The sequence below is a fragment of the Pseudarthrobacter sulfonivorans genome (genome assembly GCF_001484605.1).
GTDB lineage: Bacteria > Actinomycetota > Actinomycetes > Actinomycetales > Micrococcaceae > Arthrobacter > Arthrobacter sulfonivorans_A.
Genome location: NZ_CP013747.1, coordinates 998,342 through 1,024,267, shown reverse-complemented (window position 1 = coordinate 1,024,267; position 25,926 = coordinate 998,342). Strand labels below are relative to the sequence as shown.

Annotated in this window: 27 protein-coding genes; 21 read left to right on the top strand and 6 right to left on the bottom strand. The window is 64.5% G+C overall.

Annotation, left to right across the window (positions count from 1 at the left end; all coding sequences use genetic code 11):
- The gene (locus tag AU252_RS04520) at positions 1-900 is read left to right on the top strand and encodes a bifunctional methylenetetrahydrofolate dehydrogenase/methenyltetrahydrofolate cyclohydrolase (RefSeq protein WP_058929692.1); all 900 of its coding nucleotides are present in this window, start codon (positions 1-3) and stop codon (positions 898-900) included.
- 93 nt (positions 901-993) lie between these two features.
- Here AU252_RS04520 and AU252_RS04515 read toward each other — a convergent pair whose 3' ends face one another.
- Positions 994-1,434: a CHRD domain-containing protein gene (locus tag AU252_RS04515; RefSeq protein WP_058929691.1), complete on the bottom strand. Its 441-nt coding sequence runs from the start codon at positions 1,432-1,434 to the stop codon at positions 994-996.
- Between the two features lie 150 nt (positions 1,435-1,584).
- On the opposite strand from AU252_RS04515, the gene AU252_RS04510 reads away from it, so the two are divergent.
- Genes AU252_RS04510 through AU252_RS04490 form a run of 5 tightly spaced genes read left to right on the top strand, consistent with a single transcriptional unit; the run spans position 1,585 to position 5,777 of the window.
- Positions 1,585-2,148 carry a hypothetical protein gene (locus AU252_RS04510; RefSeq protein WP_058929690.1) on the top strand — a complete coding sequence of 188 codons (564 nt, stop codon included), beginning with the start codon at positions 1,585-1,587 and terminating at the stop codon, positions 2,146-2,148.
- A gap of 10 nt (positions 2,149-2,158) precedes the next feature.
- Complete coding sequence (locus AU252_RS04505; RefSeq protein ID WP_058932745.1) at positions 2,159-2,992, top strand: exodeoxyribonuclease III; 834 nt, start codon at positions 2,159-2,161, stop codon at positions 2,990-2,992.
- Positions 2,993-3,012: 20 nt separating this feature from the next.
- Entirely contained in the window at positions 3,013-4,056 is a 1,044-nt protein-coding gene (trpS, locus tag AU252_RS04500; RefSeq protein WP_058929689.1) for a tryptophan--tRNA ligase, read from the top strand.
- A gap of 4 nt (positions 4,057-4,060) precedes the next feature.
- Positions 4,061-4,657, top strand: coding sequence for a 2'-5' RNA ligase family protein (locus AU252_RS04495; RefSeq protein ID WP_058929688.1), 597 nt, complete (start codon positions 4,061-4,063; stop codon positions 4,655-4,657).
- Positions 4,658-4,694: 37 nt separating this feature from the next.
- The gene (locus AU252_RS04490) at positions 4,695-5,777 is read left to right on the top strand and encodes a YihY/virulence factor BrkB family protein (protein ID WP_083510256.1); all 1,083 of its coding nucleotides are present in this window, start codon (positions 4,695-4,697) and stop codon (positions 5,775-5,777) included.
- Here AU252_RS04490 and AU252_RS04485 read toward each other — a convergent pair.
- The 5 genes from AU252_RS04485 to sdhC all read right to left on the bottom strand — a co-directional run bounded on the left by AU252_RS04485 (position 5,734) and on the right by sdhC (position 10,147).
- Positions 5,734-6,504 (bottom strand): alpha/beta hydrolase family protein, encoded by a 771-nt coding sequence (locus AU252_RS04485; RefSeq protein WP_058929686.1) that lies wholly within the window; start codon positions 6,502-6,504, stop codon positions 5,734-5,736. The two genes, AU252_RS04490 and AU252_RS04485, sit on opposite strands and share 44 nt — an antisense overlap.
- 94 nt (positions 6,505-6,598) lie before the next feature.
- Positions 6,599-7,381, bottom strand: a complete 783-nt coding sequence (locus tag AU252_RS04480; RefSeq protein WP_058929685.1) for a succinate dehydrogenase iron-sulfur subunit — start codon at positions 7,379-7,381, stop codon at positions 6,599-6,601.
- A 1-nt stretch (position 7,382) separates the two neighbouring features.
- Positions 7,383-9,182 carry a succinate dehydrogenase flavoprotein subunit gene (gene sdhA, locus AU252_RS04475; RefSeq protein ID WP_058929684.1) on the bottom strand — a complete coding sequence of 600 codons (1,800 nt, stop codon included), beginning with the start codon at positions 9,180-9,182 and terminating at the stop codon, positions 7,383-7,385.
- Between the two features lie 104 nt (positions 9,183-9,286).
- Complete coding sequence (locus tag AU252_RS04470) at positions 9,287-9,763, bottom strand: succinate dehydrogenase hydrophobic membrane anchor subunit (protein WP_056347273.1); 477 nt, start codon at positions 9,761-9,763, stop codon at positions 9,287-9,289.
- A 3-nt stretch (positions 9,764-9,766) separates the two neighbouring features.
- Entirely contained in the window at positions 9,767-10,147 is a 381-nt protein-coding gene (sdhC, locus tag AU252_RS04465) for a succinate dehydrogenase, cytochrome b556 subunit (protein WP_082576094.1), read from the bottom strand.
- A 256-nt stretch (positions 10,148-10,403) separates the two neighbouring features.
- On the opposite strand from sdhC, the gene AU252_RS04460 reads away from it, so the two are divergent.
- From AU252_RS04460 to AU252_RS04390, 15 genes are all read left to right on the top strand, one after another.
- Positions 10,404-11,537: a mannose-1-phosphate guanylyltransferase gene (locus AU252_RS04460; protein ID WP_058929683.1), complete on the top strand. Its 1,134-nt coding sequence runs from the start codon at positions 10,404-10,406 to the stop codon at positions 11,535-11,537.
- A gap of 87 nt (positions 11,538-11,624) precedes the next feature.
- Positions 11,625-12,824, top strand: coding sequence for an amidohydrolase (locus tag AU252_RS04455; protein WP_058929682.1), 1,200 nt, complete (start codon positions 11,625-11,627; stop codon positions 12,822-12,824).
- A gap of 185 nt (positions 12,825-13,009) precedes the next feature.
- Positions 13,010-13,444, top strand: coding sequence for a MarR family winged helix-turn-helix transcriptional regulator (locus AU252_RS04450; protein ID WP_058929681.1), 435 nt, complete (start codon positions 13,010-13,012; stop codon positions 13,442-13,444).
- Between the two features lie 45 nt (positions 13,445-13,489).
- Positions 13,490-13,921: an organic hydroperoxide resistance protein gene (locus tag AU252_RS04445; protein ID WP_058929680.1), complete on the top strand. Its 432-nt coding sequence runs from the start codon at positions 13,490-13,492 to the stop codon at positions 13,919-13,921.
- Positions 13,918-14,940, top strand: a complete 1,023-nt coding sequence (locus AU252_RS04440) for an NADP-dependent oxidoreductase (protein WP_058929679.1) — start codon at positions 13,918-13,920, stop codon at positions 14,938-14,940. Before AU252_RS04445 ends, AU252_RS04440 begins: the two co-directional genes overlap by 4 nt.
- A gap of 297 nt (positions 14,941-15,237) precedes the next feature.
- Complete coding sequence (locus AU252_RS04435) at positions 15,238-16,344, top strand: BMP family lipoprotein (protein WP_058929678.1); 1,107 nt, start codon at positions 15,238-15,240, stop codon at positions 16,342-16,344.
- A 176-nt stretch (positions 16,345-16,520) separates the two neighbouring features.
- Complete coding sequence (locus AU252_RS04430; protein WP_083510255.1) at positions 16,521-18,158, top strand: ABC transporter ATP-binding protein; 1,638 nt, start codon at positions 16,521-16,523, stop codon at positions 18,156-18,158.
- Positions 18,151-19,518 (top strand): ABC transporter permease, encoded by a 1,368-nt coding sequence (locus tag AU252_RS04425; protein ID WP_058929677.1) that lies wholly within the window; start codon positions 18,151-18,153, stop codon positions 19,516-19,518. Before AU252_RS04430 ends, AU252_RS04425 begins: the two co-directional genes overlap by 8 nt.
- Complete coding sequence (locus AU252_RS04420; protein WP_083510254.1) at positions 19,515-20,840, top strand: ABC transporter permease; 1,326 nt, start codon at positions 19,515-19,517, stop codon at positions 20,838-20,840. Before AU252_RS04425 ends, AU252_RS04420 begins: the two co-directional genes overlap by 4 nt.
- Entirely contained in the window at positions 20,840-21,241 is a 402-nt protein-coding gene (locus tag AU252_RS04415; RefSeq protein WP_205630633.1) for a cytidine deaminase, read from the top strand. The genes AU252_RS04420 and AU252_RS04415 overlap by 1 nt, the downstream gene beginning before the upstream one ends.
- A complete protein-coding gene (locus AU252_RS04410) occupies positions 21,238-22,551 on the top strand; it encodes a thymidine phosphorylase (RefSeq protein ID WP_058929675.1) in 1,314 nt (437 codons plus the stop codon). Before AU252_RS04415 ends, AU252_RS04410 begins: the two co-directional genes overlap by 4 nt.
- A gap of 5 nt (positions 22,552-22,556) precedes the next feature.
- Positions 22,557-23,186, top strand: a complete 630-nt coding sequence (locus tag AU252_RS04405; RefSeq protein ID WP_058929674.1) for a DedA family protein — start codon at positions 22,557-22,559, stop codon at positions 23,184-23,186.
- Between the two features lie 105 nt (positions 23,187-23,291).
- The gene (locus AU252_RS04400) at positions 23,292-24,020 is read left to right on the top strand and encodes a DedA family protein (RefSeq protein ID WP_058929673.1); all 729 of its coding nucleotides are present in this window, start codon (positions 23,292-23,294) and stop codon (positions 24,018-24,020) included.
- A 39-nt stretch (positions 24,021-24,059) separates the two neighbouring features.
- Positions 24,060-25,211 (top strand): adenosine deaminase, encoded by a 1,152-nt coding sequence (locus tag AU252_RS04395; protein WP_058932743.1) that lies wholly within the window; start codon positions 24,060-24,062, stop codon positions 25,209-25,211.
- Positions 25,189-25,851 (top strand): MazG nucleotide pyrophosphohydrolase domain-containing protein, encoded by a 663-nt coding sequence (locus tag AU252_RS04390; RefSeq protein WP_058929672.1) that lies wholly within the window; start codon positions 25,189-25,191, stop codon positions 25,849-25,851. Before AU252_RS04395 ends, AU252_RS04390 begins: the two co-directional genes overlap by 23 nt.
- The last annotated feature ends 75 nt before the right edge of the window (positions 25,852-25,926 follow it).

The following is a 25,926-nucleotide window of genomic DNA, read 5'->3' as shown; positions in this document are numbered from 1 at the left end:
ATGACCACTGAAACCGGAATTGCACAGATTCTTGACGGCAAGGCTACCGCCGCTGCCATCAAGGCCGAGCTGACCGTACGCGTGGCCGCACTCAAGGCCAAGGGCGTCGTCCCCGGGCTGGGCACCATTTTGGTGGGCTCCGACCCCGGGAGCACCTGGTACGTGGGCGGCAAGCATAAGGACTGCGCGGAGGTGGGCATCACGTCCATCCGCCGCGACCTGCCGGAGGAGACCACGCAGGACGAACTCCTGGCCGTGGTCCGTGAGCTGAACGGGAACCCGGAGTGCACCGGCTACATCGTGCAGCTTCCCTTGCCCAAGCAGATCAACCAGGACGTCATCCTGGAGGCCATGGATCCCGAGAAGGACGCCGACGGGCTGCACCCGATGAACCTGGGCCGCCTGGTGGCCAACGTCAGCGGACCCATGACCTCCCCGTTGCCGTGCACGCCCAAGGGCTGCGTCGAGCTGCTCACCCGGCACGGCATCAACCTCAATGGCAAGCGCGTCCTGGTGGTGGGCCGCGGTGTCACCATCGGCCGTCCCGTGGGCTTGCTGCTGACCCGCAAGGACGTCAACGCCACGGTCATCCTGGCGCACACCGGCACCGTTGACCTGGCCGCCGAACTCCGCCAGGCCGACGTCGTGATCGCCGCCGCGGGAGTCCCGCACATGATCAAGGCAGCGGACCTCAAGCCGGGCGCAATAGTGCTCGACGTCGGCGTGAGCCGTGTGGACGGCGGCAACGGCAAGGCGGTGGTCACCGGAGACGTGGATCCTGCTGCTGCCGGTGTCGCTGCGTGGATCTCCCCGAACCCGGGCGGAGTGGGTCCGATGACCCGCGCCATGCTGCTGGCCAACGTGGTGGAGACCGCGGAGCGCCAGGCGGGAATCGCTTAGCCCTACTCGAGTACCGGCAACGCCCGACGGCGGCCCGCACCTTCACTGAAAAGGTGCGGGCCGCCGTCGGACTTTTTGGAGTGGAACCAGAACTTACTTCAGCTGGCCGCGGACCTCCCCGCCGGGGAAGTCGGCGTTATGCACGTTGACGTAGTAGTCGCCTGGGTTGGCTTCGATGGCTGCCAGGACGGCCGGACTTGCCGTGGTGCAGTCATCAACCGTCCAGTCGGTGCCACTGACCACATCAAGCGGAATAACAACCGGGCCGGCCACATTGCGGGACGCGACGTGGATGTGGGCCGCCGTGGCAGGAGCGGACAGATCACGGACCGTCAACGTGTAGCAGAGCTCGTCATCGTCGATGGTGTAGCTGAAGGATCCGCCGGCCCCGGTGTGGACAGGGTCGGCTTCCTGGCCGGTGTTGAGCGGAATGGCGGGAGCGGCGCCCGGTTTCGCCTCCGCAGGGGCGGTGATCCCCAACAGGGAGATGATGGCTGTGGCCAGCGCGGCTGTCCTGAACGGGTGACTTTTCATGATGTGTCCTCAGATAGACGAATGAACTTCCACCCCTAGCCCGATTCACGCTACGCCGCGCCCTGATCAGGCACAATAGCGTCCCGGGCCGGGTGTTCGCCGGGGGTGGAAGGTGCGTTGGGGCCCTGCTGCGTTTGAGACAATAGACGCATGCGATCTCTGGGTAACACTCAATCTCCGTCCGGCCGGCCCAAGGGCGGCTTCTCCATGCTCCGGATCAGTGGCCCGGGAATGATGGTCTTTGTCATCGCGTTCATCGTTGCCGTGATCTTTGCCGCGAACCAGAACGACGTCGTGGGCTGGGTCGTCGCCATCATCGCCGCTTTCTGGCTGGCCCTCGCAGCCTTTGTGGTGTTCAGCATCCAGAAGGCCGCCAAAAAAGCCGGCGCGAAGCTGACGGAAGCCCAGAACGCCTTCAACAGCGCAGCCGGCCGCGCGCCGTCGTCGTCCTCGGCCGACCACGGCGGCACCCGGGTGGTGTACGAGCGGACCGAAGCGGACGAAGTCCGCGACCTCAAGCTGGACCACTCCTTCAAGATCGTCCAGGTCCAGATCCAAGTAGTGGAGAAGGAACGCGCCAAGGGTGAGGCAGCGGATCAGGATACGATCCGCCGCGCGCTGGAGACCATCGAGATCACCGCCACCAACGCCCGCGACATGATCCGCGCTGCCGGCGGCACCGGCGACCCGGTCAGCGGAACCATCATCGACTAGAGTAGTGCGGGTGATCTCGGCATTGAAGAAGGACCACCTTCGCATCGCATCAGTCAACGTCAACGGCCTCCGGGCTGCCTACAAGAACGGTATGGCGGCATGGCTGGAGCCCCGCGAGGTGGACATTCTCTGCCTCCAGGAAGTCCGGGCCCCTGACGCGATCGTGCGCCAGCTGCTCGGTGATGGCTGGCACATCCTGCACGCTGAAGCCGAGGCCAAAGGCCGCGCCGGCGTCGCCATTGCGTCCCGTGAAGAGCCACTGGAAACCCGCAACGGCATCGGCGATGACTACTTCGCCACCGCCGGACGCTGGGTTGAGGCTGACTTCAGGGTGGCCGACGCCGAGGGGAACCCCGCGCAGCTGAGCGTTGCCAGCGCCTACGTGCACTCCGGCGAGGTGGGTACCCCGAAGCAGGTGGACAAGTACCGCTTCCTGGACGTCATGAGCACCCGCCTGCCTGAACTGACCAAGCACAGCGACCACGCACTTGTCGTGGGGGACCTCAACGTGGGCCACACCGAACGGGACATCAGGAACTGGAAGGGCAACGTCAAGAAGGCCGGCTTCCTGCCCGACGAACGTGCCTATTTTGACCGCTTCTTCGGCGAGGACATCGGCTGGAAGGATGTCCACCGTGGCCTGGCGGGCGACGTTGACGGCCCTTACACCTGGTGGTCACAGCGTGGCCAGGCCTTCGACAACGACACCGGCTGGCGCATCGACTACCATATGGCCACCCCGGACCTCGCCGCCGCCGCATTCTCGGCAGTGGTTGACCGGGCGCCCTCGTGGGACACCCGCTTCTCTGACCATGCACCGCTGGTAGTGGACTACCGGCTCTAAGCCCCGAAGGTTTTCTTCCCATGACTAGCCCGACTTCCCCGGCGACCAAGAAACGCATCCTCTCCGGCGCCAAGCCCACGGCGGACTCCCTGCACCTGGGCAACTACATTGGCGCTGTCCGCAACTGGGTGGACATGCAGGCCGAATATGATGCCGTCTTCTTCATCCCGGACCTGCACGCCATCACCGTGGACTTCGATCCCGCCGAGCTCGCCAAGCGCACCCGAGTGGTTGCCGCGCAGTACATTGCCGCCGGCATCGACCCGGACAAAAGCATCTTCTTTGTGCAGTCCCACGTCCCCGAGCACGCCCAGCTGGCCTGGGCACTGAACTGCATCACCGGCTTCGGCGAAGCGTCCCGGATGACACAGTTCAAGGACAAGACCCAGAAGTCGGGCGCGGACGCCGCAACTCTTGGCCTGTTTGCATACCCCACGCTCATGGCAGCCGACATCCTGCTGTACCAGACTGACCTCGTGCCGGTGGGCGAGGACCAGCGGCAGCACCTGGAGCTCACCCGGAACCTGGCCCAGCGCTTCAACACCCGCTACGGCCACACGTTCACCGTGCCGGAGGCCACCATCCTCAAGGCCAGCGCGAAGATCTACGACCTCCAGAGTCCGACTGCCAAGATGTCGAAGACAGGCGGGTCGCCCCACGGTTCCATCCAGCTGCTGGAGGACCCCAAGCTCGCCGCGAAGCGCATCAAGTCCGCAGTCACTGACACCGGAACCGAGATCCGGTTCGACGCCGAAGCCAAGCCGGGGGTTTCCAACCTTCTCACCATCTATTCGACGCTTACCGGGAAGTCCGTCGCTGAGCTGGAGACGGAGTACGAGGGCAAGATGTACGGCCACCTGAAAGTGGACCTTGCGGAGATCATGGTGGACTTCATCACGCCGCTGCGGAACCGCACCAACGAACTGATGGCTGACCCGGCCGAGCTGGACCGGCTGCTGGCCCAGGGCGCCGATCGGGCAAGGGAAATCGCCGCAGTGACCCTTGGCCAGGTCTATGAGCGCATGGGCTTCCTGCCGTCCCTCAGCCTCGCAGGCGTCCGCTAGCTCGATGTCGGCCGCCAGCAATGTCAGTGAAGGAATGAGCGTAGGCGTCATTCTGGGCTTCCCCCCTGCCATCGCCGAGGAACTTCAACGGTGGCGCGCCTCCTTCGGGGACCCGATGGCGGGGGTGGTGCCCGCGCACATCACGCTGGTCACCACCACGCCCACCCAGGACTGGGCAGCCACGCAGGCGCACGTCCGCGACGTGGCGCGGCGGCAGGTCCCGTTTATGGTCACCATCGCCGGGACCGGAACGTTCCGGCCGGTCTCCCCGGTGGTTTACATCAACGTGGAGGACGGGTTCGACTCCTGCGTGGAGCTCCACGAAAAACTCCAGACCGGCCCGCTGCAACGCGAGTTGCCGTTCTCGTACCATCCGCATGTCACGATCGCCCACGATGTCGCGCCCGAAAGCCTGGACGAAGCCGAAACGGTGCTTGAAAGTTACCGGGCGACGTTCCCGGTAGTTAGCATGGGACTCTACGAGCACGATGCCGACGGCATTTGGCAGCTACGGGAAGAGTTGGACTTTGGGACCGAAACTGACGACGGCGGGTCCTTCGCCGCGGACGCCGACGCAAACGGAGCCACCGCTCCCTACTGAACAGGCCCGTCTGAAGCTCGCCGTCATTCAGAAACGGATGGAGTGGGGCAAAACCAGAAGGTCCGACGGCGGCCCGGTGGCCAGCTCGCTGGCGATGCTCCAGTGGCTGCTGGCCAGGCTTAATGCCTTCCGCCCGATGCGCGCGTGGCAGCACTACAACCTCCAGCATGGCCCGTTGATGAGCGCCGGCATCGGCTTCAACATGTTCTTCTCCATCACCGGCCTGTTGGCCACGGGTTTCTCCGTTGCCGGCCTGGTGCTGCGGGGCCAGCCGGCCCTGCTGGACACCATCATCGGCAGCGTGGCCCAGAGTGCGCCCGGACTGCTGAAGGTGGGCGGGGGAGAAGGGTTGGTTGATCCGAATGACCTCCTGAACCCGGATGGCCTCGGCTGGACCGCCGTGATTGCTGCCGTGGTTACGGTCATCACGTCCCTGGGCTGGATCGCCGGGCTCCGCGACGGCCTGCGCGGTGTGGTGCAGTTGCCGCCTCTTAGAATCAACCCGATTGTCCTTAAACTGCGCGACGCCGGCACCCTCCTGCTCCTGGGAGTTGCCCTGGTGATCAGCGCCGGAGCGTCCCTGGTGTTCGGCACGGCGGCCGGCTGGGTCACGGAGTTTCTGCAGCTGGATCCGGCGGTGGCAGGTCCGCTGACCACCGTGATCAAGATCGGTGTGCCGTTGACGCTCAACTGGGTCACGGCCGTCATCATGTTCCGGCTGGCCGGTGGGCTCAAGCTCTCCCGCCGGGCACTCCTGGAGGGGACCATCCTTGCCGCGGTGGGCACCACCGTACTGCAGGTCTTCAGCACTGAACTGCTGGCCGGTGCGGGACGGAACCCCATCCTGGCGCCGTTTGCCATCATCATCGGCCTGCTGATCTGGTTCAACCTGGTCAGCCAGGTCTACCTCGTGTCCGCCGGCTGGTCCACCATCCGTGAAGAGGACATCAGGAGCGAACACGCAGGCCAGGACAAAGCCCTGTGGGGCTCCCGACAGGTCCAGCCCGGCAAAGTACCCGTGGAGGGCCACAGCGACGGAAAGGGCCCCGGCGCCGGGCACCAGGGCAGCGCGGCAGTTACTTCCCGGCGTCGAGGTACTGGTCGGCCCAGGCAGAAATAATCCTGGCGGCCCGGGCTGCCTGGCCCTTGCCGGTCAGCAGGTGGTCGCTGCCTTCGAGTGAGACGAAGTTCCGCGGATGGCGCGCCGTCTGGAAGATGGTGCTGGCGTTCTCGATGCCCACAGTGTTGTCCGTGGGGGAGTGGAGGACCATCAGCGGTTTGTGCAGCTGCCGGATGCAGTCCGTGAGGTCCGCGTTCTCCAGGTCCTCCACAAAGTGCTTCCGGATCTCCACGCGTTTCCCGCCGAGGTCCACTTCCGCGCTGCCCTCGCTGAGGATCTTGTCCAGTGCGGCGTCAAAGACGTGGGCCACGTGCTTGGGTGAGAACGGGGCCGCAACTGTTGCGACGGCGTCGAGCTCCGGGATCTGGCGGGCGGCCGAAAGCACCGCCGCGCCACCGAAGGAGTGTCCTACCAGTAGGGAGATGGCCTTGCCCTGGCTGCGCATGAACTCGGCTGCCACCACGGTGTCCGCCACCTTGTGGCTGAAGGAGCCCTCCGACCAATGGCCGGCGGACTCGCCCAGCCCCAGGTTGTCGAAGCGGAGCATCCCGATGCCGGTGTCGGCCAGGGCCTTGCACATCCGGGACGCCGCCGGGCTGTCCTTGCCCAGGGTGAAGCCGTGTGAGAAGACGCCCCAGCCCCGCACCGGCCCCTCAGGGACGTCGATGATGCCGGACAGGAGCTCGCCGGTGGAACCTTCGAAGCTGACTTTTTCGGAGCGGGACATCGCGTGCTGCTTTCGTTGGTGCCGTCACGTGTTAAACAACGACGGCGCCCATCCCACCTGAGGTGGGTGACGCCGTCGTAAGCAAGAACCTGAATTAGATCTTACGGGAGAGAATTGCCTGCTTGACTTCGGCGATTGCCTGGGTCACCTGGATGCCGCGGGGGCATGCTTCGGAGCAGTTGAAGGTGGTGCGGCAACGCCACACGCCTTCCTTGTCGTTCAGGATTTCCAGGCGCATGTCGCCGGCATCATCACGGGAATCGAAGATGAAGCGGTGGGCGTTGACGATCGCGGCCGGGCCGAAGTACTGGCCATCGGTCCAGAAGACCGGGCAGGAGGACGTGCACGCAGCGCAGAGGATGCACTTGGTGGTGTCGTCGAAGCGCTCACGGTCCTCGGCGGACTGCAGGCGTTCCTTGGTGGGCTCGTGGCCCTTGTTGATCAGGAACGGCATGACTTCGCGGAAGGACTGGAAGAACGGCTCCATGTCCACGATCAGGTCCTTCTCCACCGGCAGGCCCTTGATGGGCTCAACGGTGATGGGCTTGGTGGTGTCCAAGTCCTTCAGGAGCGTCTTGCAGGCAAGGCGGTTGCGGCCGTTGATGCGCATGGCATCGGAACCGCAGACACCGTGGGCGCAGGAACGGCGGAACGAAACGCTGCCGTCAATTTCCCACTTGACCTTGTGCAGGGCATCCAGCACGCGGTCGGTGCCGTACATGGTCACCTTGAAGTCGTCCCACGTGGCGTCCTCGGACACCTCAGGGTTGTAACGGCGTACACGCAGGGTGACGTCGAACGTGGGGATCTCTCCGCCGCCTCCGATGTGTGCGGGCAGTTCGATCTTGGAGGCTGGCTCAGCAAGTTCAGCGGTCATCTTAGTACTTCCTCACCATCGGCTCGTAGCGGGTAAAGACAACCGGTTTGGTGCCCAGACGGATGCCGGCGATTGCCTCTGCCGAGCCGTCGGCCGGGGCGTGGTCATCCTTGTATGCCATGGAGTGCTTCATGAATTTTTCGTCGTCGCGTTCCGGGAAGTCCTCGCGGAAGTGTCCGCCGCGGGATTCCTCACGGTGCAGGGCAGCCACGGTCATGACCTTGGCCAGTTCCAGCAGGAAGCCCAGTTCAACGGCCTCGAGCAGGTCCAGGTTGAAGCGCTTGCCCTTGTCCTGGACGCTGATCTTCTTGTAGCGGGCCTCGAAGGACTCGATATCCGTCAGGACCTGGTTCAGCGTGTCAGCTGTACGGAACACCTGCATGTTGGCGTCCATGGTGTCCTGGAGTTCCTTGCGGATCACCGCCACCTTCTCGTCGCCGTTGCCGTTGCGGGCAATGTCCAGCAGCTCGATGGTGTAGGCCTCCGGATCCTCCGGGAGGTCCACGAAGTCAGCAGTCTTGGCGTACTCCGCGGCGGCGATGCCGGCGCGCTTGCCGAACACGTTGATGTCCAGCAGTGAGTTGGTGCCCAGGCGGTTGGAACCGTGGACCGAAACGCAGGCAACCTCGCCGGCGGCGTAAAGGCCTGGGATGACGGTGTCGTTGTCCTGCAGGACCTCGGTGGTGATGTTGGTGGGGATGCCACCCATGGCGTAGTGCGCCGTGGGGAACACCGGAACCGGCTCCGTGTACGGTTCCACACCCAGGTAGGTGCGGGCGAACTCGGTGATGTCCGGGAGCTTGGCATCGATGTGCGCCGGCTCCAGGTGGGTCAGGTCCAGCAGGACGTAGTCCTTGTTCGGGCCGCAGCCGCGGCCTTCGCGGACTTCGTTGGCCATGGAGCGGGCCACGATGTCACGCGGTGCGAGGTCCTTGATGGTGGGGGCGTAGCGCTCCATAAAGCGCTCACCCTCGGAGTTACGCAGGATGGCGCCCTCACCGCGTGCGGCTTCGGAAAGCAGGATGCCCAGGCCGGCTAGGCCTGTCGGGTGGAACTGGAAGAACTCCATGTCTTCCAGCGGGATGCCACGGCGGAAGGCGATGCCCATGCCGTCACCGGTGAGGGTGTGGGCGTTGGAGGTGGTCTTGAAGACCTTGCCGGCGCCGCCCGAGGCGAAGATCACGGACTTGGCCTGGAACACGTGCAGCTCACCGGAGGCAAGGTCGTAGGACACGACGCCGGCAACACGCTTCTGCTTGTACGGCGTGCCGTCCTCGCGGACAGCGTCTTCCTCGACCGTCAGGAGGTCAAGGACGTAGTACTCGTTGTAGAACTCCACGTTGTGCTTGACGCAGTTTTGGTACAGCGTCTGCAGGATCATGTGGCCGGTGCGGTCTGCTGCGTAGCAGGCGCGGCGGACGGGCGCCTTGCCGTGGTCGCGGGTGTGGCCGCCGAAGCGGCGCTGGTCGATCCGGCCTTCGGGCGTGCGGTTGAACGGCAGGCCCATCTTTTCCAGGTCCAGCACGGCGTCGATGGCTTCCTTCGCCATGACCTCGGCGGCGTCCTGGTCAACCAGGTAGTCGCCGCCCTTAATGGTGTCAAAGGTGTGCCATTCCCAGTTGTCTTCTTCGACATTGGCAAGGGCCGCACACATGCCACCCTGCGCCGCACCGGTGTGCGAGCGGGTGGGGTAGAGCTTGGTCAGTACTGCTGTTCGCGCGCGCTGACCGGACTCGATCGCGGCGCGCATGCCAGCGCCACCGGCACCGACGATGACGACGTCGTACTTATGGACCTGCATACTTGGGCGCTCTTTCTCTCAAAATTCGCTATAAAACAACGGGCGGGCGTTGCCTGCACCGCAAAATACAGCCTGCGGCTCACCGCGGGCAGCGGATGATCTGGCTACGCGGGGCAGAAGCCGCCGGGCAGCGGAACGCCGTCAACCACGGGGCACGGGTTGAAGGTGAAGATCACCAGGGTGCCAAGGACGATGATCACGGTGGTGGCCGCGTAGAGGACGATCTTGAGCCAGAGTCGGGTGGAATCCTTCTCGGCGTAGTCGTTGATGATGGTGCGTACGCCGTTGGTGCCGTGCAGCATGGCCAGCCACAGCATGGCGAGGTCCCAGATCTGCCAGAACGGGTCAGCCCACTTGCCGGCGACGAAGCCGAAGTCGATGGCGTGGATGCCTTCGCCCACCAGGAGGTTCACGAAGAGGTGCCCGAAGATGAGCACCACAAGCACTACGCCGGAAAGGCGCATGAACAGCCAGGCGAACATTTCGAAGTTGCCCCGGCTTGCGCCGGTGCGGCGGTACTGGGGGGAGATTTTGCCGCTACTGTTTTTCCCACTGCGTGGGCTGTCGATCGTTGCAGTCATGGCTCAGTGACCTCCGAGTGCGAGGGAAAGGTGGCGGATGGAGAAGCCGACCATAACAACTACCCACAGGGCCAGGACGGTCCACAGCATCTGGCGCTGGTATTTGGCGCCCTTCTTCCAGAAGTCGACGGCGATGATCCGCAGGCCGTTAAAGGCGTGGAAGACAATCGCGGCAACCAGGCCCGTTTCACCCAGGGCCATAAGGGGGTTCTTGTAGGCACCGATAACAGCCGTGTAGGCCTCCGGGGACACACGCACCAATGAGGTGTCCAGCACATGGACCAACAAGAAGAAAAAGATCACTACACCGGTAATCCGGTGTCCTACCCAGGACCACATGCCTTCACGGCCGCGGTACAAGGTGCCAGCTGGTTTTGTCGGCACTGATAAACCTCCCTGCAACACAGCGGCGCTGGCATGAGATCCACGCGGGGGGAACGCCTGCTGCGAGAGCAACTCGTAGCTCAGGCCTAAATCTAGGCTTCGCTCACAGCTTATTCAATTTAGGAACTCCTTGGTGACCCCGCAATGCCTGCGTTTTGCCTGCAGATGAGACGAACACCACATCATGGCGCGCCCGCGGGGGTTGGCGGAGGGTTCTAAAAGGGCAGTTCACGGCTCGTCAGCTAAAGTAGCCGTGATGAGTACAGACAAAGTGACAAGCCCGGATTCACCCCTGAACCGCTTTATTGCGGTCATTCCGGCAGGCGGAGTGGGGACCCGCCTCTGGCCCCTGTCACGGGCAGCAGCTCCCAAATTCCTCCATGACCTCACCGGGTCCGGCAGCACTTTGCTGCGTGCCACCTACGACCGCCTCGAGCCGCTGGCAGGCAGGCGCGTCCTCGTGGTGACCGGCACTGCACACCGGGCCGCCGTCTGCCGGCAGCTGCCCGAGGTCCAGGAGTCGGACCTGGTCCTGGAGAGCGAGCCCAAGGATTCCGGCGCCGCCATCGGCCTGGCTGCCGCCATCCTGTACCAGCGTGACCCGGACACCATCATGGGTTCCTTCGCCGCTGACCAGGTCATCAGTCCTGACCACCTGTTCCAGCAGGCCGTCCGCGAGGCCATCCACACGGCCGCCGCCGGCAAGATCGTGACCATCGGCATCAAGCCGACCCACCCGTCCACCGGCTTCGGTTACATCCGCGCCGGCGAGGGACTCAACATCGAAGGTGCGCCCAGCGCCCAGGCCGTGGTGGAGTTCGTGGAGAAGCCGGACGAGGAAGTTGCCCAGCAGTATGTGGACAGCGGTGAGTATGTCTGGAACGCAGGAATGTTCGTGGCTCCCGTTGCCCTGATGCTGAGGCACCTTGAGGCCAACCAGCCGGAGCTGTTCAAGGGCCTGCAGGAGATCGCCCAGGCCTGGGACACTCCCGAACGTGATGCCGTCACAGCCCGCGTCTGGCCCACGTTGCCCAAGATCGCCATTGACTATGCGGTGGCCGAGCCTGCCGCCGCTGCCGGCGATGTTGCCGTTGTCCCGGGCACCTTCGGATGGGACGACGTCGGGGACTTTGCTTCGGTGGGCCGGCTGAACAGTGCGCGGGAAGTCGATGACGTCACCGTTATCGGTGAAGGCGCCCGGGTTTTCACTGAAAACGCCAGCGGTGTAGTGGTTTCGGACACGAAGCGCGTGATCGCCCTGATCGGCATCAAGGATGTGGTCATCGTTGACACGGGCGATGCCCTCCTGGTGACCACCAAGCAGCACGCGCAGCGGGTCAAGGGAGCCGTTGACGCGCTCAAGGCCAGTGGCGACACCGACGTTCTGTAACCCGGTCGGAAGTGTCCAGGCGCGGCACAATCTGTAACGCGCCCGCCGTGATGACGCTATTCCGTGGACGCTCGCTAGAGTAAATGAGTGCGTAATTACACTACTGAAGCCGAGCCCACCGCATTAGTGCGGCCATGGTTGGAACCCCTCCTGCCGGAGCTGATCGACTTCCGCCGGGATCTGCACGCGCACCCCGAGCTTTCCTTCAAGGAATTCCGCACTACAGACAAGCTGGTGGAGCGGCTCGAAGCCGCCGGACTGGCTCCGCGGCGGCTTGAAGGCACCGGCCTCACCGTCGACATCGGCGAGGGTCCCATCGCCACAGCGCTCCGTGGCGACATTGACGCCCTGCCCATCATCGAGGAAACGGGGCTGCCGTTTGCCTCAAAGAACCATGGCGTCACGCATGCCTGTGGCCACGACGTCCACACTGCCGCCATGCTCGGCGTCGCGCTGGTCCTGCAGCGCATGCACCTGGAATCCCCCCTTGCAGGCACTGTCCGGATCATTTTCCAGCCGGCGGAGGAGACCATGCCCGGCGGTGCGCTGTCCTGCATCGAACAGGGTGTCCTGGACGGTGTGCCCCGCATCCTGGCGCTGCACTGCGATCCAAGGATCGACGTCGGACGCATCGGTACGCGCATCGGCGCCATCACTTCCGCCTCGGACACCATCAGGATCGAGCTGAGCGGCCGCGGCGGCCATACCTCCCGTCCGCACCTGACGGAGGACCTCGTGTTCGCCCTGGCACAGATCGCCGTGAATGTTCCGGCTGTGCTGTCCCGCCGCGTTGACGTGCGCAGCGGTGTCTCTGTGGTGTGGGGCCATATCTCCGCCGGATCGGCGCCAAACGCGATTCCCGGCACCGGCTTCATGGCCGGGACCATGCGCTGCCTGGACCGCGATGCCTGGAAAGACGCCGGCGAGCTCCTGGACGAAGTAGTACATCAGGTGGCCGCGCCCTACGGTGTGGAAGTACGCCTGGAGCACACCAGGGGAGTGCCGCCGGTGGTCAACTCGGAGCACGAGACCGCACTCATCGAGGCCGCGGCGCGCGCCGAAATCGGCGAGGGCGCAGTGGTGCTGACGCCGCAGTCCATGGGCGGCGAGGACTTCGCCTGGTTCCTGGCCGAGCGTCCCGGCGCGATGATGCGCCTGGGCACGAAGACCCCCGGCGGCGAAGAGTATGACCTGCACCGCGGCGACTACATTCTGGACGAACGCGCCCTGGGCCTGGGCATCCAGGTCCTCACGGCAGCGGCCCTCCGGACCATCCGCGACCTCTAGCCCTTAGCGCGAACGGACACTTAAGCCCCGCCCTCCCGCGCGAACGGACACTTAAGCACCACCTCCCGCGCGGACTGGCAGATAACATCCTCAAATCCCGGTTTTGAGGGTGTTATTTGCTCGTTCGCGCGTCTCATTGGCGCGGTAAGTTGTGCGCAATTGAATTGTGGACTACCGTCTTAGGTATGACTGAAACCCCCCGCCTCGACCGCCAGGTGTGTTTTGCGCTGTACTCCGCGTCCCGCGCGGCAACAGCGGTCTACCGCCCCGTCTTGGAAGACCTCGGCCTGACGTACCCGCAGTATCTGGTGATGCTGGTCCTCTGGGAATCGGAGCCGAAGGGCGTCAAGGAGCTCGGCGAGGAACTGGGCCTTGACTCCGGCACGCTGTCGCCGCTGCTCAAGCGGCTTGAGGCCATGGGGCTCGTGGAGCGCCGCCGGTCCGGGGAAGATGAGCGCCGTGTTGCAGTCCACCTGACGCCGGCCGGACGCTCGCTCAGCAGCAAGGCCAGCGGGATTCCACGGCACCTTGCGGACGCCGCCGGGTTGTCAGCCGATGAGCTGGAACAGCTTCGCACCACTCTTGAAAGGCTCACAGAAGCCCTTCACCGCGCGCACTGAGCGCCCAAGATTTCCGTTATCCACATCCAACAGGACGGACCACCTATGAAGACTCTCTACACTGCCGAGGCCCTGGCTTCCGGCGAAGGCCGCGACGGCAACGCACGCACCAATGACGGCAAGCTGGATGTCAGTCTTGCCAGCCCCGTGGAGCTGGGCGGTGACGGCCAGGGAACCAACCCGGAGCAGCTCTTTGCCGCCGGTTACGCGGCATGCTTCCACTCGGCGCTCCGCCTCGTGGGGCGCAAGGAGCGCGCGGACCTGACCGACTCAGCCGTGGCGGCCAAGATCCACTTTGGCGCCCTGAACGACGGCGTGGGCTACGGCCTCGCTGCTGAACTGGAGATCGCGCTTCCGGCCCTGGATCTCGCCACGGCCGAGTCCCTGGTGGCCAAAGCGCATCAGATCTGCCCCTATTCCAACGCCACCCGCGGAAACATGACCGTGGACATCAAGATCCTGGAGTTCGCAGCATGAGCGTGACAACGGCACTGCCATCATCCAGCCGCGAAATCCGCCTGGCCTCGCGTCCGGTAGGGCGTCCCGGTCCCGAGAACTTCCGGCTGGCAGAGTCACCGCTGCCGGAGCTTCAGGACGGCCAGATCCTGGTCCGCAACCTCTACATCTCCGTGGACCCCTACATGCGCGGCCGTATGAACGACGTCAAGTCGTACTCGGCCCCGTTCGCTCTGGACGCAGCGCTCGACGGCGGCGCCATCGGTGAGGTCATCGCGTCCAGGGCCGAGGGGCGGAAGGTGGGGGACGCCGTCGTCCATCAACTGGGCTGGCGGGAATTCGCGGTCCTGGAGGCAGACGCAACCTCGGTTGCCCGCACAGACCTTGCGCCGGCGTCGGCGTTCCTCGGAGCGCTGGGCATGACCGGCCTGACGGCGTACGCCGGCCTGCTCAAAGTGGCGGAGTTCAAACCCGGCGATGCCGTGTTCGTGTCAGGTGCGGCGGGTGCCGTGGGCTCTCTTGTGGGCCAGATCGCCAAGGCAATGGGCGCTTCCAGGGTCATCGGCAGCGCGGGAACCGCGGAGAAAGTGGCCCGGCTCCTGGAACTGGGCTTCGACGCCGCGTTCAACTACAACGACGGGCCTGTGCGGGAACAGCTTGTCCAGGCCGCAGGACCCGCAGGTATCGACGTGTATTTCGACAACGTGGGTGGCGATCAGCTGGAGGCTGCCCTGGCGGTCCTGAATGTGGGCGGCCGTGTGGCCATGTGCGGCGCGATAGCCCAGTACAACTCCACCGAACCCACGCCGGCGCCGCGGAACCTCGCCCTTGCCATCGGCAAGCAGCTCACCCTGCGGGGGTTCCTGGTCAGCGGACAGCGCCAGCACAGCGCTGAATTCTTCGGCAAGATGTCAGCCTGGCTGGCGGAAGGTTCAGTCCGGTATGACGAGACCGTGGTGGACGGACTGGAGAATGCGCCCCAGGCCTTCATGGATCTGCTCGACGGCGCGAACACCGGCAAGATGCTGGTGCGCCTCTAAGCTCCCCACCAGCGCGAACGGACACTTGAGGCCCCGCCGGGCGGGCCCCAAGTGTCCGTTCGCGCTTAATGGGAAAGGACGGAACCGCCGTCTTCTACTGGTTGGTAACAAATTCTCAACAATCCTCAGGATCCGGCTCCAATGTGGTAGCAGATGTGCTGCAGGCCACTAATGTTGGTTCTATCAGAGCGCTTCGGCGCAGTGCTGCGGACCGTCAGTGAAAACAGAATTTCAGGGTTGAAACAGACACTCATTGAATTCACGTCGTAGCGCATCTCTCTTCATCCTGGAGGAATCTTGAAGACATCACTGCGTGCATACCTTAAGCGCGGTTCAGTTGCTAGCGTGGCCACCATGGGTGCTACCGCACTCCTGCTGACCAGCTGCGGTGCGCCTCCCGAAGCCGGCAGCCCCACCGCGACGGCCACGGACTACACCAGCTGCATCGTCTCCGACTCCGGCGGATTCGATGACCAGTCGTTCAACCAGTCCTCATATGAGGGCCTGAAGAAGGCTGAAACCGAGCTGGGCATCAAAGTCAACCAGGTTGAATCCCAGAGCAACAACGATTTTGAGCCGAACCTCCGTGCCATGGTCACCGCCGGCTGCGACCTCACTTTGACCATCGGCTTCCTGCTTGGTGACGCCACCAAGACCCAGGCCGCGGCAAACCCGGACAGCCACTTCGCGATCATCGACTTCGGCTACAACCCGCCGCTCAGCAACGTCAAGCCCATCATCTACGACACCGCCCAGGCTGCCTTCCTGGCCGGGTACCTCGCTGCAGGCACCACCAAGACCGGAACCGTGGCCACCTTCGGCGGCATCAAGATCCCCACGGTCACCATCTTCATGGACGGCTACGCCGACGGCGTCAAGTACTACAACGAGAAAAAGGGCACCAGTGTCAAGGTCCTCGGCTGGGACAAGGCTGCACAGGACGGAAGCTTCACCGGCGACTTTACCAAGCAGGACGTCGGCAAGCAGCTCACCCAGAACTTCCTGGACCAGGGCGCGGACATCGTGATGCCCGTGGCTGGCCCGGTGGGCAAGGGCGCCGGCGCAGCGTTGACCGAAGCGAAGGCGGCCGGCAAGGACGTCAAGCTCATCTGGGTTGACTCCGATGGCTTCCTCACTGCACCGGAATACAAGGACATCATGCTGTCCTCGGTCATGAAGCTTATGGGCGAGGCTGTACAGACCGTGGTCAAGGAAGACAAGGAAGGCAAGTTCACCAACACCCCGTACGTCGGCACACTGGCGAACGACGGCGTCCAGTTGGCCCCGTTCCACAGCTTCGACTCCCAGGTCCCAGCCGATCTGAAGTCCGAACTGGACCAGCTCAAGAAGGACATCGTGGACGGCAAGGTTAAGGTCGAGTCTGCAGCAAGCCCCAAGGCTTAGTCTCCCTCGCTAAAGCGCCACCCCCGGATGGTCACTGACTGGCCGGGTGGTGGCGCTTTTCGTTGGAGTTCACTCCACGGCAAGACCGCCCACCCGGAACTGCAGGCACTAGGCTGGTGCTGCAGCCATATATCCCGTCCGGTTCGATTACGGACGCTTCGAGATTGGTCAGAGTTTTGAAACTTGAACTCAGAGGGATCACCAAACGCTTCGGCTCCCTGCTCGCCAACGATCACATAGACGTGGTGGTTGAACCTGGACAGATCCACTGTCTGCTGGGCGAGAACGGGGCCGGCAAATCCACCCTGATGAATGTGCTGTACGGGCTTTACGAGCCCACCGAAGGCGAAATCCTCGTGGACGACAAACCTGTTTCCTTCCGCGGTCCCGGCGACGCCATGGCCGCTGGCATCGGCATGGTGCACCAGCACTTTATGCTGGTGCCGGTCTTCACAGTTGCCGAGAACGTGGCCCTTGGAGCCGAGACCACCAAGGCCGGTGGCTTCCTCAACCTGGAAGACACGCGCCGCAAGATCAAGGAAATCTCGGACCGCTATGGGTTCGACGTCGATCCGGACGCCCTCGTTGAGGACCTGCCCGTCGGTGTCCAGCAGCGCGTGGAAATCATCAAGGCCCTGGTCCGTGACGCCAGGGTCCTGATCCTGGATGAACCAACGGCAGTGCTGACGCCGCAGGAAACCGACGAGCTGCTGGACATCATGCGCCAACTCAAGTCCGGCGGCACATCGATCGTGTTCATCTCGCACAAGTTGCGCGAGGTGAAAGCGGTGTCGGACACCATCACCGTGATCCGGCGCGGCAAGGTAGTGGGGTCCGCCGACCCAGGCGACTCCACCACGGCGCTGGCCTCCATGATGGTGGGCCGCGCCGTCAGCCTCACACTGGACAAGGCCCCCGCCAAGCCCTTAGAGAAGACCTTCCAGGTCAAGGACCTCACCGTCATCGCTCCGAACGGGCAGCACACCGTTGACAGCATCAGCTTCGACATTGCCCGTGGCGAGATCCTTGCCGTCGCGGGCGTCCAGGGCAACGGCCAGACCGAGCTCACCGAGGCCATCCTTGGTCTGCAGGAGCGCGTCCACGGCTCCATCCTCCTGGACAACGTGGAGCTCGTTGGCCGCAGCGTGAAGGACGTCCTCAACTCCGGCGTCGGCTTCGTCCCGGAAGACCGGTCCGTTGACGGCCTCATCGGCACGTTCTCGATCGCTGAGAACCTTGTGCTTGACCGGTACGACCAGCCGCCGTTCGCCAAGGGCATCAGCATGAGCCCGGCGAAGGTCCTGGAGAACGCGAAATCGCGGATCGACGAGTTCGATGTCCGGACGCCCTCGGGCCTCCTGGCCGCAGGCACCCTCTCGGGCGGCAACCAGCAAAAGATGGTCATGGCGCGGGAACTGTCCCGGCCGCTGCGCCTCTTTATCGCCTCGCAGCCCACCCGCGGTGTGGACGTCGGGTCCATCGAGTTCCTGCACAAGCGGATCGTGGCTGAACGGGATCAGGGTACACCGGTCATGATCATCTCCACCGAGCTGGATGAGGTCATGGAACTCGCCGACCGGATCGCCGTGCTGTACAAGGGCAAGCTGGTGGGAATCGTCCCCGCCGGCACCGGGCGCGATGTCCTGGGCCTGATGATGGCAGGGATCTCCGCGGAAGACGCTGCCGGCGCTGACCACGCCGGCCCGGTGAAAGCTGACACGCCATCCACTGAAACGCCCCCGGCCGACACGAAGGATGACGCTGCCGCAGAACGCCGTGCAGCCTCCAGCCCCGAAGGAGGCGACAATGCCTGAAGAGCATCACCCCAAACATGCCGGCCAGCCCGCGAAACCGCACGAACAGAGCGTAGCGGCGGAAGAAACCGCCGCTCTGGCGGCCGTCGACACGGCCGGCGGCGCCATCAGCCCGTCGGCAGTGCCCGTCACCGCCCAAAGCGGGAAACTTCCCGGCGGCCCGGACACCCTCATGCGGAAAATATTCACCGGCAACGGGACGGTCTCGGTCCTAGCCGTGCTGCTGGCGCTCGTGATCGGCGGGCTGCTGATTGCCGCCACGGACGAGCGCGTCAGCACCGCGTCGGGGTACCTGTTTGCACGGCCCACAGATTTCTTCTCGGCAGTGTGGAACTCCGCCACCCGGTCCTACGTAGCGCTGTTCCAGGGGTCCGTCTTCAACCCCAGAGGTTCCAGCCTCGCCGTCCAGTTCGCGCCCCTGATGGAGACCCTCACCATCGCGACACCGCTTATCACGGCGGGCCTGGGCGTTGCCCTCGCGTTCCGGGCGGGCCTGTTCAACATTGGTGCCCAGGGACAGATCATCATGGCCGGTATCCTCGCGGCCTGGGTTGGTTTTGCCCTGAACCTTCCCCTCGGCCTGCACCTGTTGCTGGTGCTGGTTGCAGGCCTTGTAGGCGGAGCCCTCTGGGGTGGCCTGGTTGGCCTCCTCAAGGCCCGGACGGGTGCCCACGAAGTCATCCTGACCATCATGTTCAACTACATCGCCCTCTACTTCCTGCGGTACTTGCTGAACACGCCGGCGTTCCAGCGGCCGGGGGAGTCCAACCCGATCTCGCCCATCCTGGATCCAACGGCAATCTACCCGCAGATTTTCGGCTCCCAGTATCGGCTGCACCTGGGCTTCGTCCTGGCCATCGCGGCCACTGTCCTGGTGTGGTGGCTGCTGAACCGGTCCACCGTCGGCTTTGAATTCCGGGCTGTCGGGGCCAACCCGAAGGCCGCGCTGACCGCCGGCATCAACGTTTCGCGGTCCACCATCCTGGTCATGGCAATAGCCGGCGCACTCGCCGGCATGTCCGGCGTGGCGCAGGTGGCCGGGACGGAAAAGGTCCTCACGGATGGGGTCGCGGCAACGTACGGGTTTGACGCCATCACGGTGGCGCTGCTGGGGCGTTCGACGCCGTGGGGCACCTTCGCTGCCGGCTTGCTGTTCGGCGCCTTCCGCGCCGGTGCCGCGCAGATGCAGATCCAGACCGGAACGCCCATCGACATTGTCCTTGTGGTCCAGTCGCTGATTGTCCTCTTTATCGCGGCTCCGCCGCTTGTGCGGGCAGTCTTCGGGTTGAACCCCCGCCGCAAGAAGCCGGCCAAGGCCGGGAAGTCCCAGCAGGCAGCAACCACCGGAGGCGCAGCATGAGCGCAACAGCAACATCGCCCCTGCCGGGACGCGGAACGCCCGGAACAGCGCCCGAGGCCCAAGAGGCCCAGGCAACATCTGGAAAACCAGTGCGCTGGAAAACCCCCGTCGTGCTGTCGGCACTGGGTCTCGTCGCTTTTATTTTCTTTGGCCTGATGGGGTCAGCGCAGACCGCAAGGTTCGGAATTTCCACCGGCGGGGATTTTTTCCAACTGCCCGCGCTTGAAGTTCCTGCAATGGCGGGTGGCATCGTCCTCTCGGTCCTGATGCTTGGGCTCGCGGCCTATGCCGTCTATCTGAAGACCAAGGCCCGGCCCACCCCGGCCTGGCTGACCATCACCTTTACGGCGCTGTTTGTGGCAGCCTTCCTCATCTGGGTAGTGGGCGGTGCCCGGACGCCCAGCATTTCGCTGGCCGGACTTATCGCCGGTTCGGTCACCCTGGCCGTCCCGCTGGTATTCGGCTCTTTGTCCGGCGTGCTTTGCGAGCGGGTCGGGGTAGTCAACATCGCCATCGAAGGCCAACTCCTGGGCGGCGCCTTCACCGCGGCAATCGTGGCCAGCATTACGCAGAACCCCTTCGTGGGCCTGCTCGCGGCCACTGTGGCCGGCGCGGCGGTGTCCATGGTGCTCGCTCTGTTCAGTATCAGGTACCTGGTCAACCAGATCATCGTCGGCGTGGTGCTCAACGTCCTGATTTCCGGTGTCACCGGCTTCCTGTTCAGCACCGTGATGCAGGCGGACAAAGCCAAGTTCAACTCACCGCCCGGCCTCGACATCATCCAGATTCCCATCCTCTCCGGAATCCCGATCCTCGGCCCCATCCTGTTCAAGCAGTCGCTGGTGGGCTACCTGATGTACGTCGCGGTCATCGTTGTCTGGGTTGGACTGTTCAAAACCAAGTGGGGCCTGCGGGTCCGCGCTGTGGGCGAACACCCGCAGGCCGCCGACACCATGGGCATCAATGTCAATGCCACTCGCTTCTGGAACGTGACCCTGGGCGGTGCCATCGCAGGTATCGGTGGCTCGTTCTTCACGCTCGTGGCGATCGACAGCTTCACGAAGGAAATCTCCGGTGGACGAGGCTTCATCGCACTCGCCGCGCTGATCTTCGGACGCTGGAACCCGATCGGAGCGTTCTTCGCTGCCCTGCTGTTCGGCTTTGCGGACAACCTGCAGAGCATCGTGACCATCATCGGAACCCCGGTGCCCAGCCAGTTCATGGCCATGCTGCCCTACCTGGTGACCGTGTTCGCAGTCGCGGGGCTTGTGGGCCGGTCCAGGCCGCCGGCCGCCAGCGGCATCCCGTATGTCAAGGGTTGATGGCCGTGACCGTTGACTGGCAGGCCCTTGAGACGGCGGCCGTAAGCGCCATGAAGAATGCCTATGCGCCGTACTCCAAGTTCGCCGTAGGGGCCGCGGCCCTCGCCGACGACGGGCGGATCGTCAGCGGCTGCAACGTGGAGAACGCCAGCTACGGCCTGTCACTCTGCGCCGAATGCGCGCTCGTGGGCAACCTGCACATGACTGGGGGCGGGCTTCTTCGGGCCTTCTACTGCGTCGACTCCGCCGGCAACGTGCTGATGCCGTGCGGCCGCTGCCGGCAGCTCCTCTATGAATTCCGCGCGCCTGATATGGAACTCATGACCACCCAAGGCATCAAAACCATGGACCAGGTGCTGCCCGACGCATTTGGTCCCCAAAACTTGGAGGACCCAAGGTGACACAGGCAACTGAGGCATTCGACGCCGTCGACATCATCCGCACCAAGCGGGACCGGGGCGTCCTGAGTCCGGAGCAGATCGACTGGACCATTGACGCGTACACCCGCGGGGTCATCGCCGACGAACAGATGGCCGCGCTGAACATGGCCATTCTGCTCAACGGCATGGACCGCGCCGAAATTTCGCGCTGGACAGCGGCGATGATCGCCTCGGGTGAACGGATGGACTTCGGCGGCCTCCGGCGGCCCGACGGCGGTGTGAAGGCTACCAGCGACAAGCATTCCACCGGGGGAGTGGGGGACAAGATCACGCTGCCGCTGGCACCGCTCGTGGCAGTGTTCGGCGTGGCCGTGCCGCAGCTGTCGGGCCGCGGGCTGGGCCACACCGGCGGCACCCTGGACAAGCTGGAATCGATCCCCGGCTGGCGGGCGGCCCTGAGCAACGACGAAATGATGGCGCAGCTTCAGGACGTGGGCGCCGTGATCTGCGCTGCCGGGGCGGGGCTGGCGCCGGCGGACAAGAAGCTCTACGCACTGCGGGACGTCACCGGCACGGTCGAGGCGATCCCGCTCATCGCCTCCTCGATCATGAGCAAGAAGATCGCCGAAGGCACGGGGTCCCTGGTACTGGACGTGAAGGTGGGCAGCGGAGCCTTTATGAAGGACGAGGCCCGGGCACGCGAACTGGCCGAAACCATGGTGGCCCTCGGCAAGGACGCGGGAGTGAACACCGTGGCGCTGCTGACCAACATGAGCACCCCGCTCGGCCTCACCGCAGGCAACGCGATCGAAGTGGAGGAATCCGTGGAGGTCCTGGCCGGCGGCGGCCCGGAAGACGTCGTCGAACTCACCGTCCGGCTGGCCGAAGAGATGCTGGCCTGCGCTGGCGTACACGACGCCGATCCGCGCGCCGCGTTGAAGGACGGCCGGGCCATGGACGTCTGGAACCGGATGATCGAAGCGCAGGGCGGAGATCCGCGCGCCAAGCTGCCGGTCGCCAAGGAATCCGAGGTCATCTACGCCCCGGCCGACGGTGTCCTGGTGGGGCTCGATGCCTTGGCAGTGGGCGTTGCGGCGTGGCGCCTCGGCGCGGGACGTGCCCGCAAGGAAGACGCCGTCCAGGCCGGTGCAGGGATCCGCATGCATGCAAAGCCCGGTGCCACGGTCCGTGCCGGCGAGCCGCTGATGACGCTGCTCACGGACACGCCGGAAAAGTTCGCACGCGCCAAGGAATCCCTTGAACACGCCGTCACGGTTGCCCCGGAAGGGTCGCGCCCGGCCCAGCAGCTCATCATCGACCGAATAGCATAGGGACAATGCAGGCCATCAATGAATTCATCCTCGCCGCCGCCGGGCAGCCGTGGGTGCTCCTCCTTGTGCTGGCCTGCTGCCTGATCGACGGCTTTTTCCCGCCTATCCCCAGCGAATCCGTGGTGGTGGGCCTGGCCGCCGTTGCCGCCACCGCGGACGTCCCCAATCCCTGGCTGCTGATGGCCGTCGCGGGCCTGGGCGCTTTCTCAGGCGACAACATCGCGTACGTCATTGGACGCCGGGTGGGTACCCGGCGCTGGCACTGGATGCGCGGACCGCGGATGCAAAGTGCCTTCCGCTGGGCAGGAGACGAGCTGAGGAAGCGGCCAGCGTCCCTCATCCTGGTGGCGCGGTTCATCCCTATCGGAAGGGTCGCCGTCAACCTCACCGCGGGCGTGACCCACTATCCGCACTTGCGTTTCGTCGGCCTGACGGTCCTTTCCGCCACGCTCTGGGCCTCCTACTCGGTGGGTATCGGGCTGTTCTTCGGCCAGTGGTTCGAAAACAACCATCTGCTCGGCGCGGCCATCGCAATCGTCTGCGCCGTGGGCCTTGGAATCGTGGTGGATCTGATCATTAACCGCATCCGGGGAAAGGTTCCTGTGGTGGAGCGGCTGAAGGATCCGGAAGCCTAGGGTTTGCGGCGTCCGTGCGTAGCGGGCAGGGTCCCGGGCATGCGACACTGAAGAGCGACTTACGTCACTTCCGGCTGCATCATTTCGTCTAGGAGCAAGACCCGCGTGGAGTTTATTAATGAGGCCGTGCTCCATGCAGCGGGCCAATGGTGGATCTACCCGGTCCTTCTTGTGTTCTTCTTCATCGACGGCTTTGCCATGGTGGTTCCCAGCGAGACGCTGATTGTGGCGTTGGCCGCGTTTTCCCGGCACAGCGGTGAACCGAATCTCTGGATCCTGGGCGCGACTGCTCTGGTCGGTGCCATCGCCGGTGACAACATGGCCTTTATGCTCGGCCGCAGGATCGGCCTCAACCGCTGGAAGTGGATGCGGCGTCCCAAAGTGCAGAAGGCCTTCGGCTGGGCACGGTATGAACTCGAAAAACGCGGCGCCGTCCTGATCTTCACGGCGCGCTATATTCCCTGGGGCCGGGTGGCGGTCAACTATGTGGCCGGCAGTACCGGCTTCGCACACCGCCGGTTCTTCCTGCTGGATGCCTTCGCCTGCATCACGTGGGTGGGGTACTCCGTCGGCATCGGGATCCTGGCCAGTTCGTTCCCCTGGCTCCACCACAACCCGCTGCTCAGCGCAGGCATTGCCGTGGTGTTCGCGATCGTGCTGGGCATCCTGATCGACCACCTCCTGCGCTGGTGGCACAAGCACCTGGCCCGCAATGACGCCGAAACCATGGATGAATGGCTTGACGGCGGCCCGGAAGGTTCCCTGCCGGCGCACACCGCGGCTACGCCGCTGCTGGCGTCTGCGCCGGCCGAGGCGGAGCAACTGGGAAAGTAGCGGCTGGCATAAGCCGCCTGCCGACCCTAAGGTTGGATGGTGACTGAGCCTATTGTTGACGCTGCCCCTGCCATCGATTTCGACCTGAAGAGCCTGCCTAAGGTTTCGCTCCACGACCACCTGGACGGTGGTCTCCGTCCAGCCACCATCATCGAACTGGCCGAGGCCGTTGGCCACACGCTACCCTCCACCGACCCGGTGGCCCTGGGCGAGTGGTTCCGCGAGTCCGCGGACTCGGGCTCGCTGGTCCGCTACCTGGAGACGTTCGACCATACGGTCGCCGTGATGCAGACCAAGGAAGGCCTCATCCGCGTCGCCAAGGAATTCGTGGAAGACCTCGCGGACGACGGCGTGGTATACGGCGAAGTGCGCTGGGCACCGGAGCAGCACCTCCAGACGGGCCTGTCCCTGGACGAGGTTGTTGAAGCTGTCCAGGAAGGCCTCGAAGCCGGTGTGGACGCCGTGACCGAAAGCGGCCGCGAAATCCAGGTCGGTCAGCTGATCACCGCCATGCGCCACGCGGACCGTGGCCAGGAAATCGCCGAACTGGCTGTCCGCCACCGCAACAAGGGCGCTGTGGGCTTTGACATCGCCGGAGCTGAAGACGGCTTCCTCCCGTCCCGGTTTAAGGACGCCTTCACGTACCTCGCCGAGCACAACTTCCCCGCGACGGTGCACGCCGGCGAGGCCGCCGGACTCGAAAGCATCCAGTCCGCCCTCGTTGACGGCCGGGCACTGCGCCTGGGCCACGGCGTCCGGATCGCCGAGGACATCATGGTGGAGTTCGACGACGAAGACGAAGACAGCACCGTGAGCGACGAGGACAGCATCGGCCTGGTCACGCTGGGCGATCTGTCCAGCTGGGTCCGGGACCGGGGCATCGCCCTGGAGATCTGCCCGTCATCGAATCTCCAGACCGGAGCGATCGCCGGATTCGGCGAGGGCATCGAGAGCCACCCGCTGGACATGCTGTACCAGCTAGGCTTCAACGTCACCATCAACACCGACAACCGGCTGATGAGCGGCGTCACCCTGACGGACGAGTTCGAGCTCCTCGTGGAAACCTTCGACTACGACCTCGACGATCTGCTGGAGCTCACGCTGAACGCTGCCGAGGCCTCCTTCCTGCCGCTTGAAGAGAAGGAAGCGTTGGTGGAGTACATCAACGATGCCTACGACAACCTTGGCTGAGCACGCTCCCATCGATCGGCTGGTCGTTGTCGTGGCCCAGCTGCGGGAGCACTGCCCGTGGATGGGCGCCCTCACCCATGCCTCGCTGGTGGAATACCTCCTGGAGGAGGCCTTCGAGGTTGCCGAGACCATCGAGACCGGCGCGGATGACGTGGAGCTTCGCGGCGAACTGGGCGATGTGCTGCTTCAAGTGGTGCTGCACGCCCGGCTCGCCGAGGAGCGCGGCACGTTCACGTTCGACGACGTCGCTCGCGGGCTGAGTGCCAAAATGGTCCGCCGCAATCCCCATGTCTTCCGGCCCGACGGCACGCTGCAGGACACCTTCCCTGCCTCGGTGGCGGAGATTGTCCGGAAGTGGGACGCCGTGAAGACTGCGGAACGTCCGGAGCGAACGGGGCCTTTTGAAGGCATCCCGGACGCACTGCCGGCACTGGCGAAGGCGCAGAAGTTCCTTGACCGGGCCGTACGCGCCGGAGCGGTGGTTGAGCTTGCCGAAACCCCGGAAGTCGAAACCGCAACGTCGGAGGAGGAGCTCGGCGACCTGCTGCTCGCCGTCGTCGGCTCTGCGCGTGCCAAGGGATTCGACGCCGAACGGGCCCTTCGGGGCGCCATTCGGCGCCAGTTCGCGTCGCCATCATGACGTCCGGGTGATGGATAGGGTTCCGTAACCTGTACCACTCTCGACTAGGCTTGGTCCTGACGAGGACGTCTCAGA

What these genes read in the sequence shown, in the direction of transcription:
- AU252_RS04520 (WP_058929692.1), top strand. Translation starts at nt 1, where the DNA reads ATGACCACTGAAACCGGAATTGCACAGATTCTTGACGGCAAGGCTACC.
- AU252_RS04515 (WP_058929691.1), bottom strand. Translation starts at nt 1,434, where the DNA reads ATGAAAAGTCACCCGTTCAGGACAGCCGCGCTGGCCACAGCCATCATC.
- AU252_RS04510 (WP_058929690.1), top strand. Translation starts at nt 1,585, where the DNA reads ATGCGATCTCTGGGTAACACTCAATCTCCGTCCGGCCGGCCCAAGGGC.
- trpS (WP_058929689.1), top strand. Translation starts at nt 3,013, where the DNA reads ATGACTAGCCCGACTTCCCCGGCGACCAAGAAACGCATCCTCTCCGGC.
- AU252_RS04495 (WP_058929688.1), top strand. Translation starts at nt 4,061, where the DNA reads ATGTCGGCCGCCAGCAATGTCAGTGAAGGAATGAGCGTAGGCGTCATT.
- AU252_RS04490 (WP_083510256.1), top strand. Translation starts at nt 4,695, where the DNA reads ATGGAGTGGGGCAAAACCAGAAGGTCCGACGGCGGCCCGGTGGCCAGC.
- AU252_RS04485 (WP_058929686.1), bottom strand. Translation starts at nt 6,504, where the DNA reads ATGTCCCGCTCCGAAAAAGTCAGCTTCGAAGGTTCCACCGGCGAGCTC.
- AU252_RS04480 (WP_058929685.1), bottom strand. Translation starts at nt 7,381, where the DNA reads ATGACCGCTGAACTTGCTGAGCCAGCCTCCAAGATCGAACTGCCCGCA.
- sdhA (WP_058929684.1), bottom strand. Translation starts at nt 9,182, where the DNA reads ATGCAGGTCCATAAGTACGACGTCGTCATCGTCGGTGCCGGTGGCGCT.
- AU252_RS04470 (WP_056347273.1), bottom strand. Translation starts at nt 9,763, where the DNA reads ATGACTGCAACGATCGACAGCCCACGCAGTGGGAAAAACAGTAGCGGC.
- AU252_RS04460 (WP_058929683.1), top strand. Translation starts at nt 10,404, where the DNA reads ATGAGTACAGACAAAGTGACAAGCCCGGATTCACCCCTGAACCGCTTT.
- AU252_RS04450 (WP_058929681.1), top strand. Translation starts at nt 13,010, where the DNA reads ATGACTGAAACCCCCCGCCTCGACCGCCAGGTGTGTTTTGCGCTGTAC.
- AU252_RS04445 (WP_058929680.1), top strand. Translation starts at nt 13,490, where the DNA reads ATGAAGACTCTCTACACTGCCGAGGCCCTGGCTTCCGGCGAAGGCCGC.
- AU252_RS04440 (WP_058929679.1), top strand. Translation starts at nt 13,918, where the DNA reads ATGAGCGTGACAACGGCACTGCCATCATCCAGCCGCGAAATCCGCCTG.
- AU252_RS04425 (WP_058929677.1), top strand. Translation starts at nt 18,151, where the DNA reads ATGCCTGAAGAGCATCACCCCAAACATGCCGGCCAGCCCGCGAAACCG.
- AU252_RS04420 (WP_083510254.1), top strand. Translation starts at nt 19,515, where the DNA reads ATGAGCGCAACAGCAACATCGCCCCTGCCGGGACGCGGAACGCCCGGA.
- AU252_RS04415 (WP_205630633.1), top strand. Translation starts at nt 20,840, where the DNA reads ATGGCCGTGACCGTTGACTGGCAGGCCCTTGAGACGGCGGCCGTAAGC.
- AU252_RS04405 (WP_058929674.1), top strand. Translation starts at nt 22,557, where the DNA reads ATGCAGGCCATCAATGAATTCATCCTCGCCGCCGCCGGGCAGCCGTGG.
- AU252_RS04390 (WP_058929672.1), top strand. Translation starts at nt 25,189, where the DNA reads ATGCCTACGACAACCTTGGCTGAGCACGCTCCCATCGATCGGCTGGTC.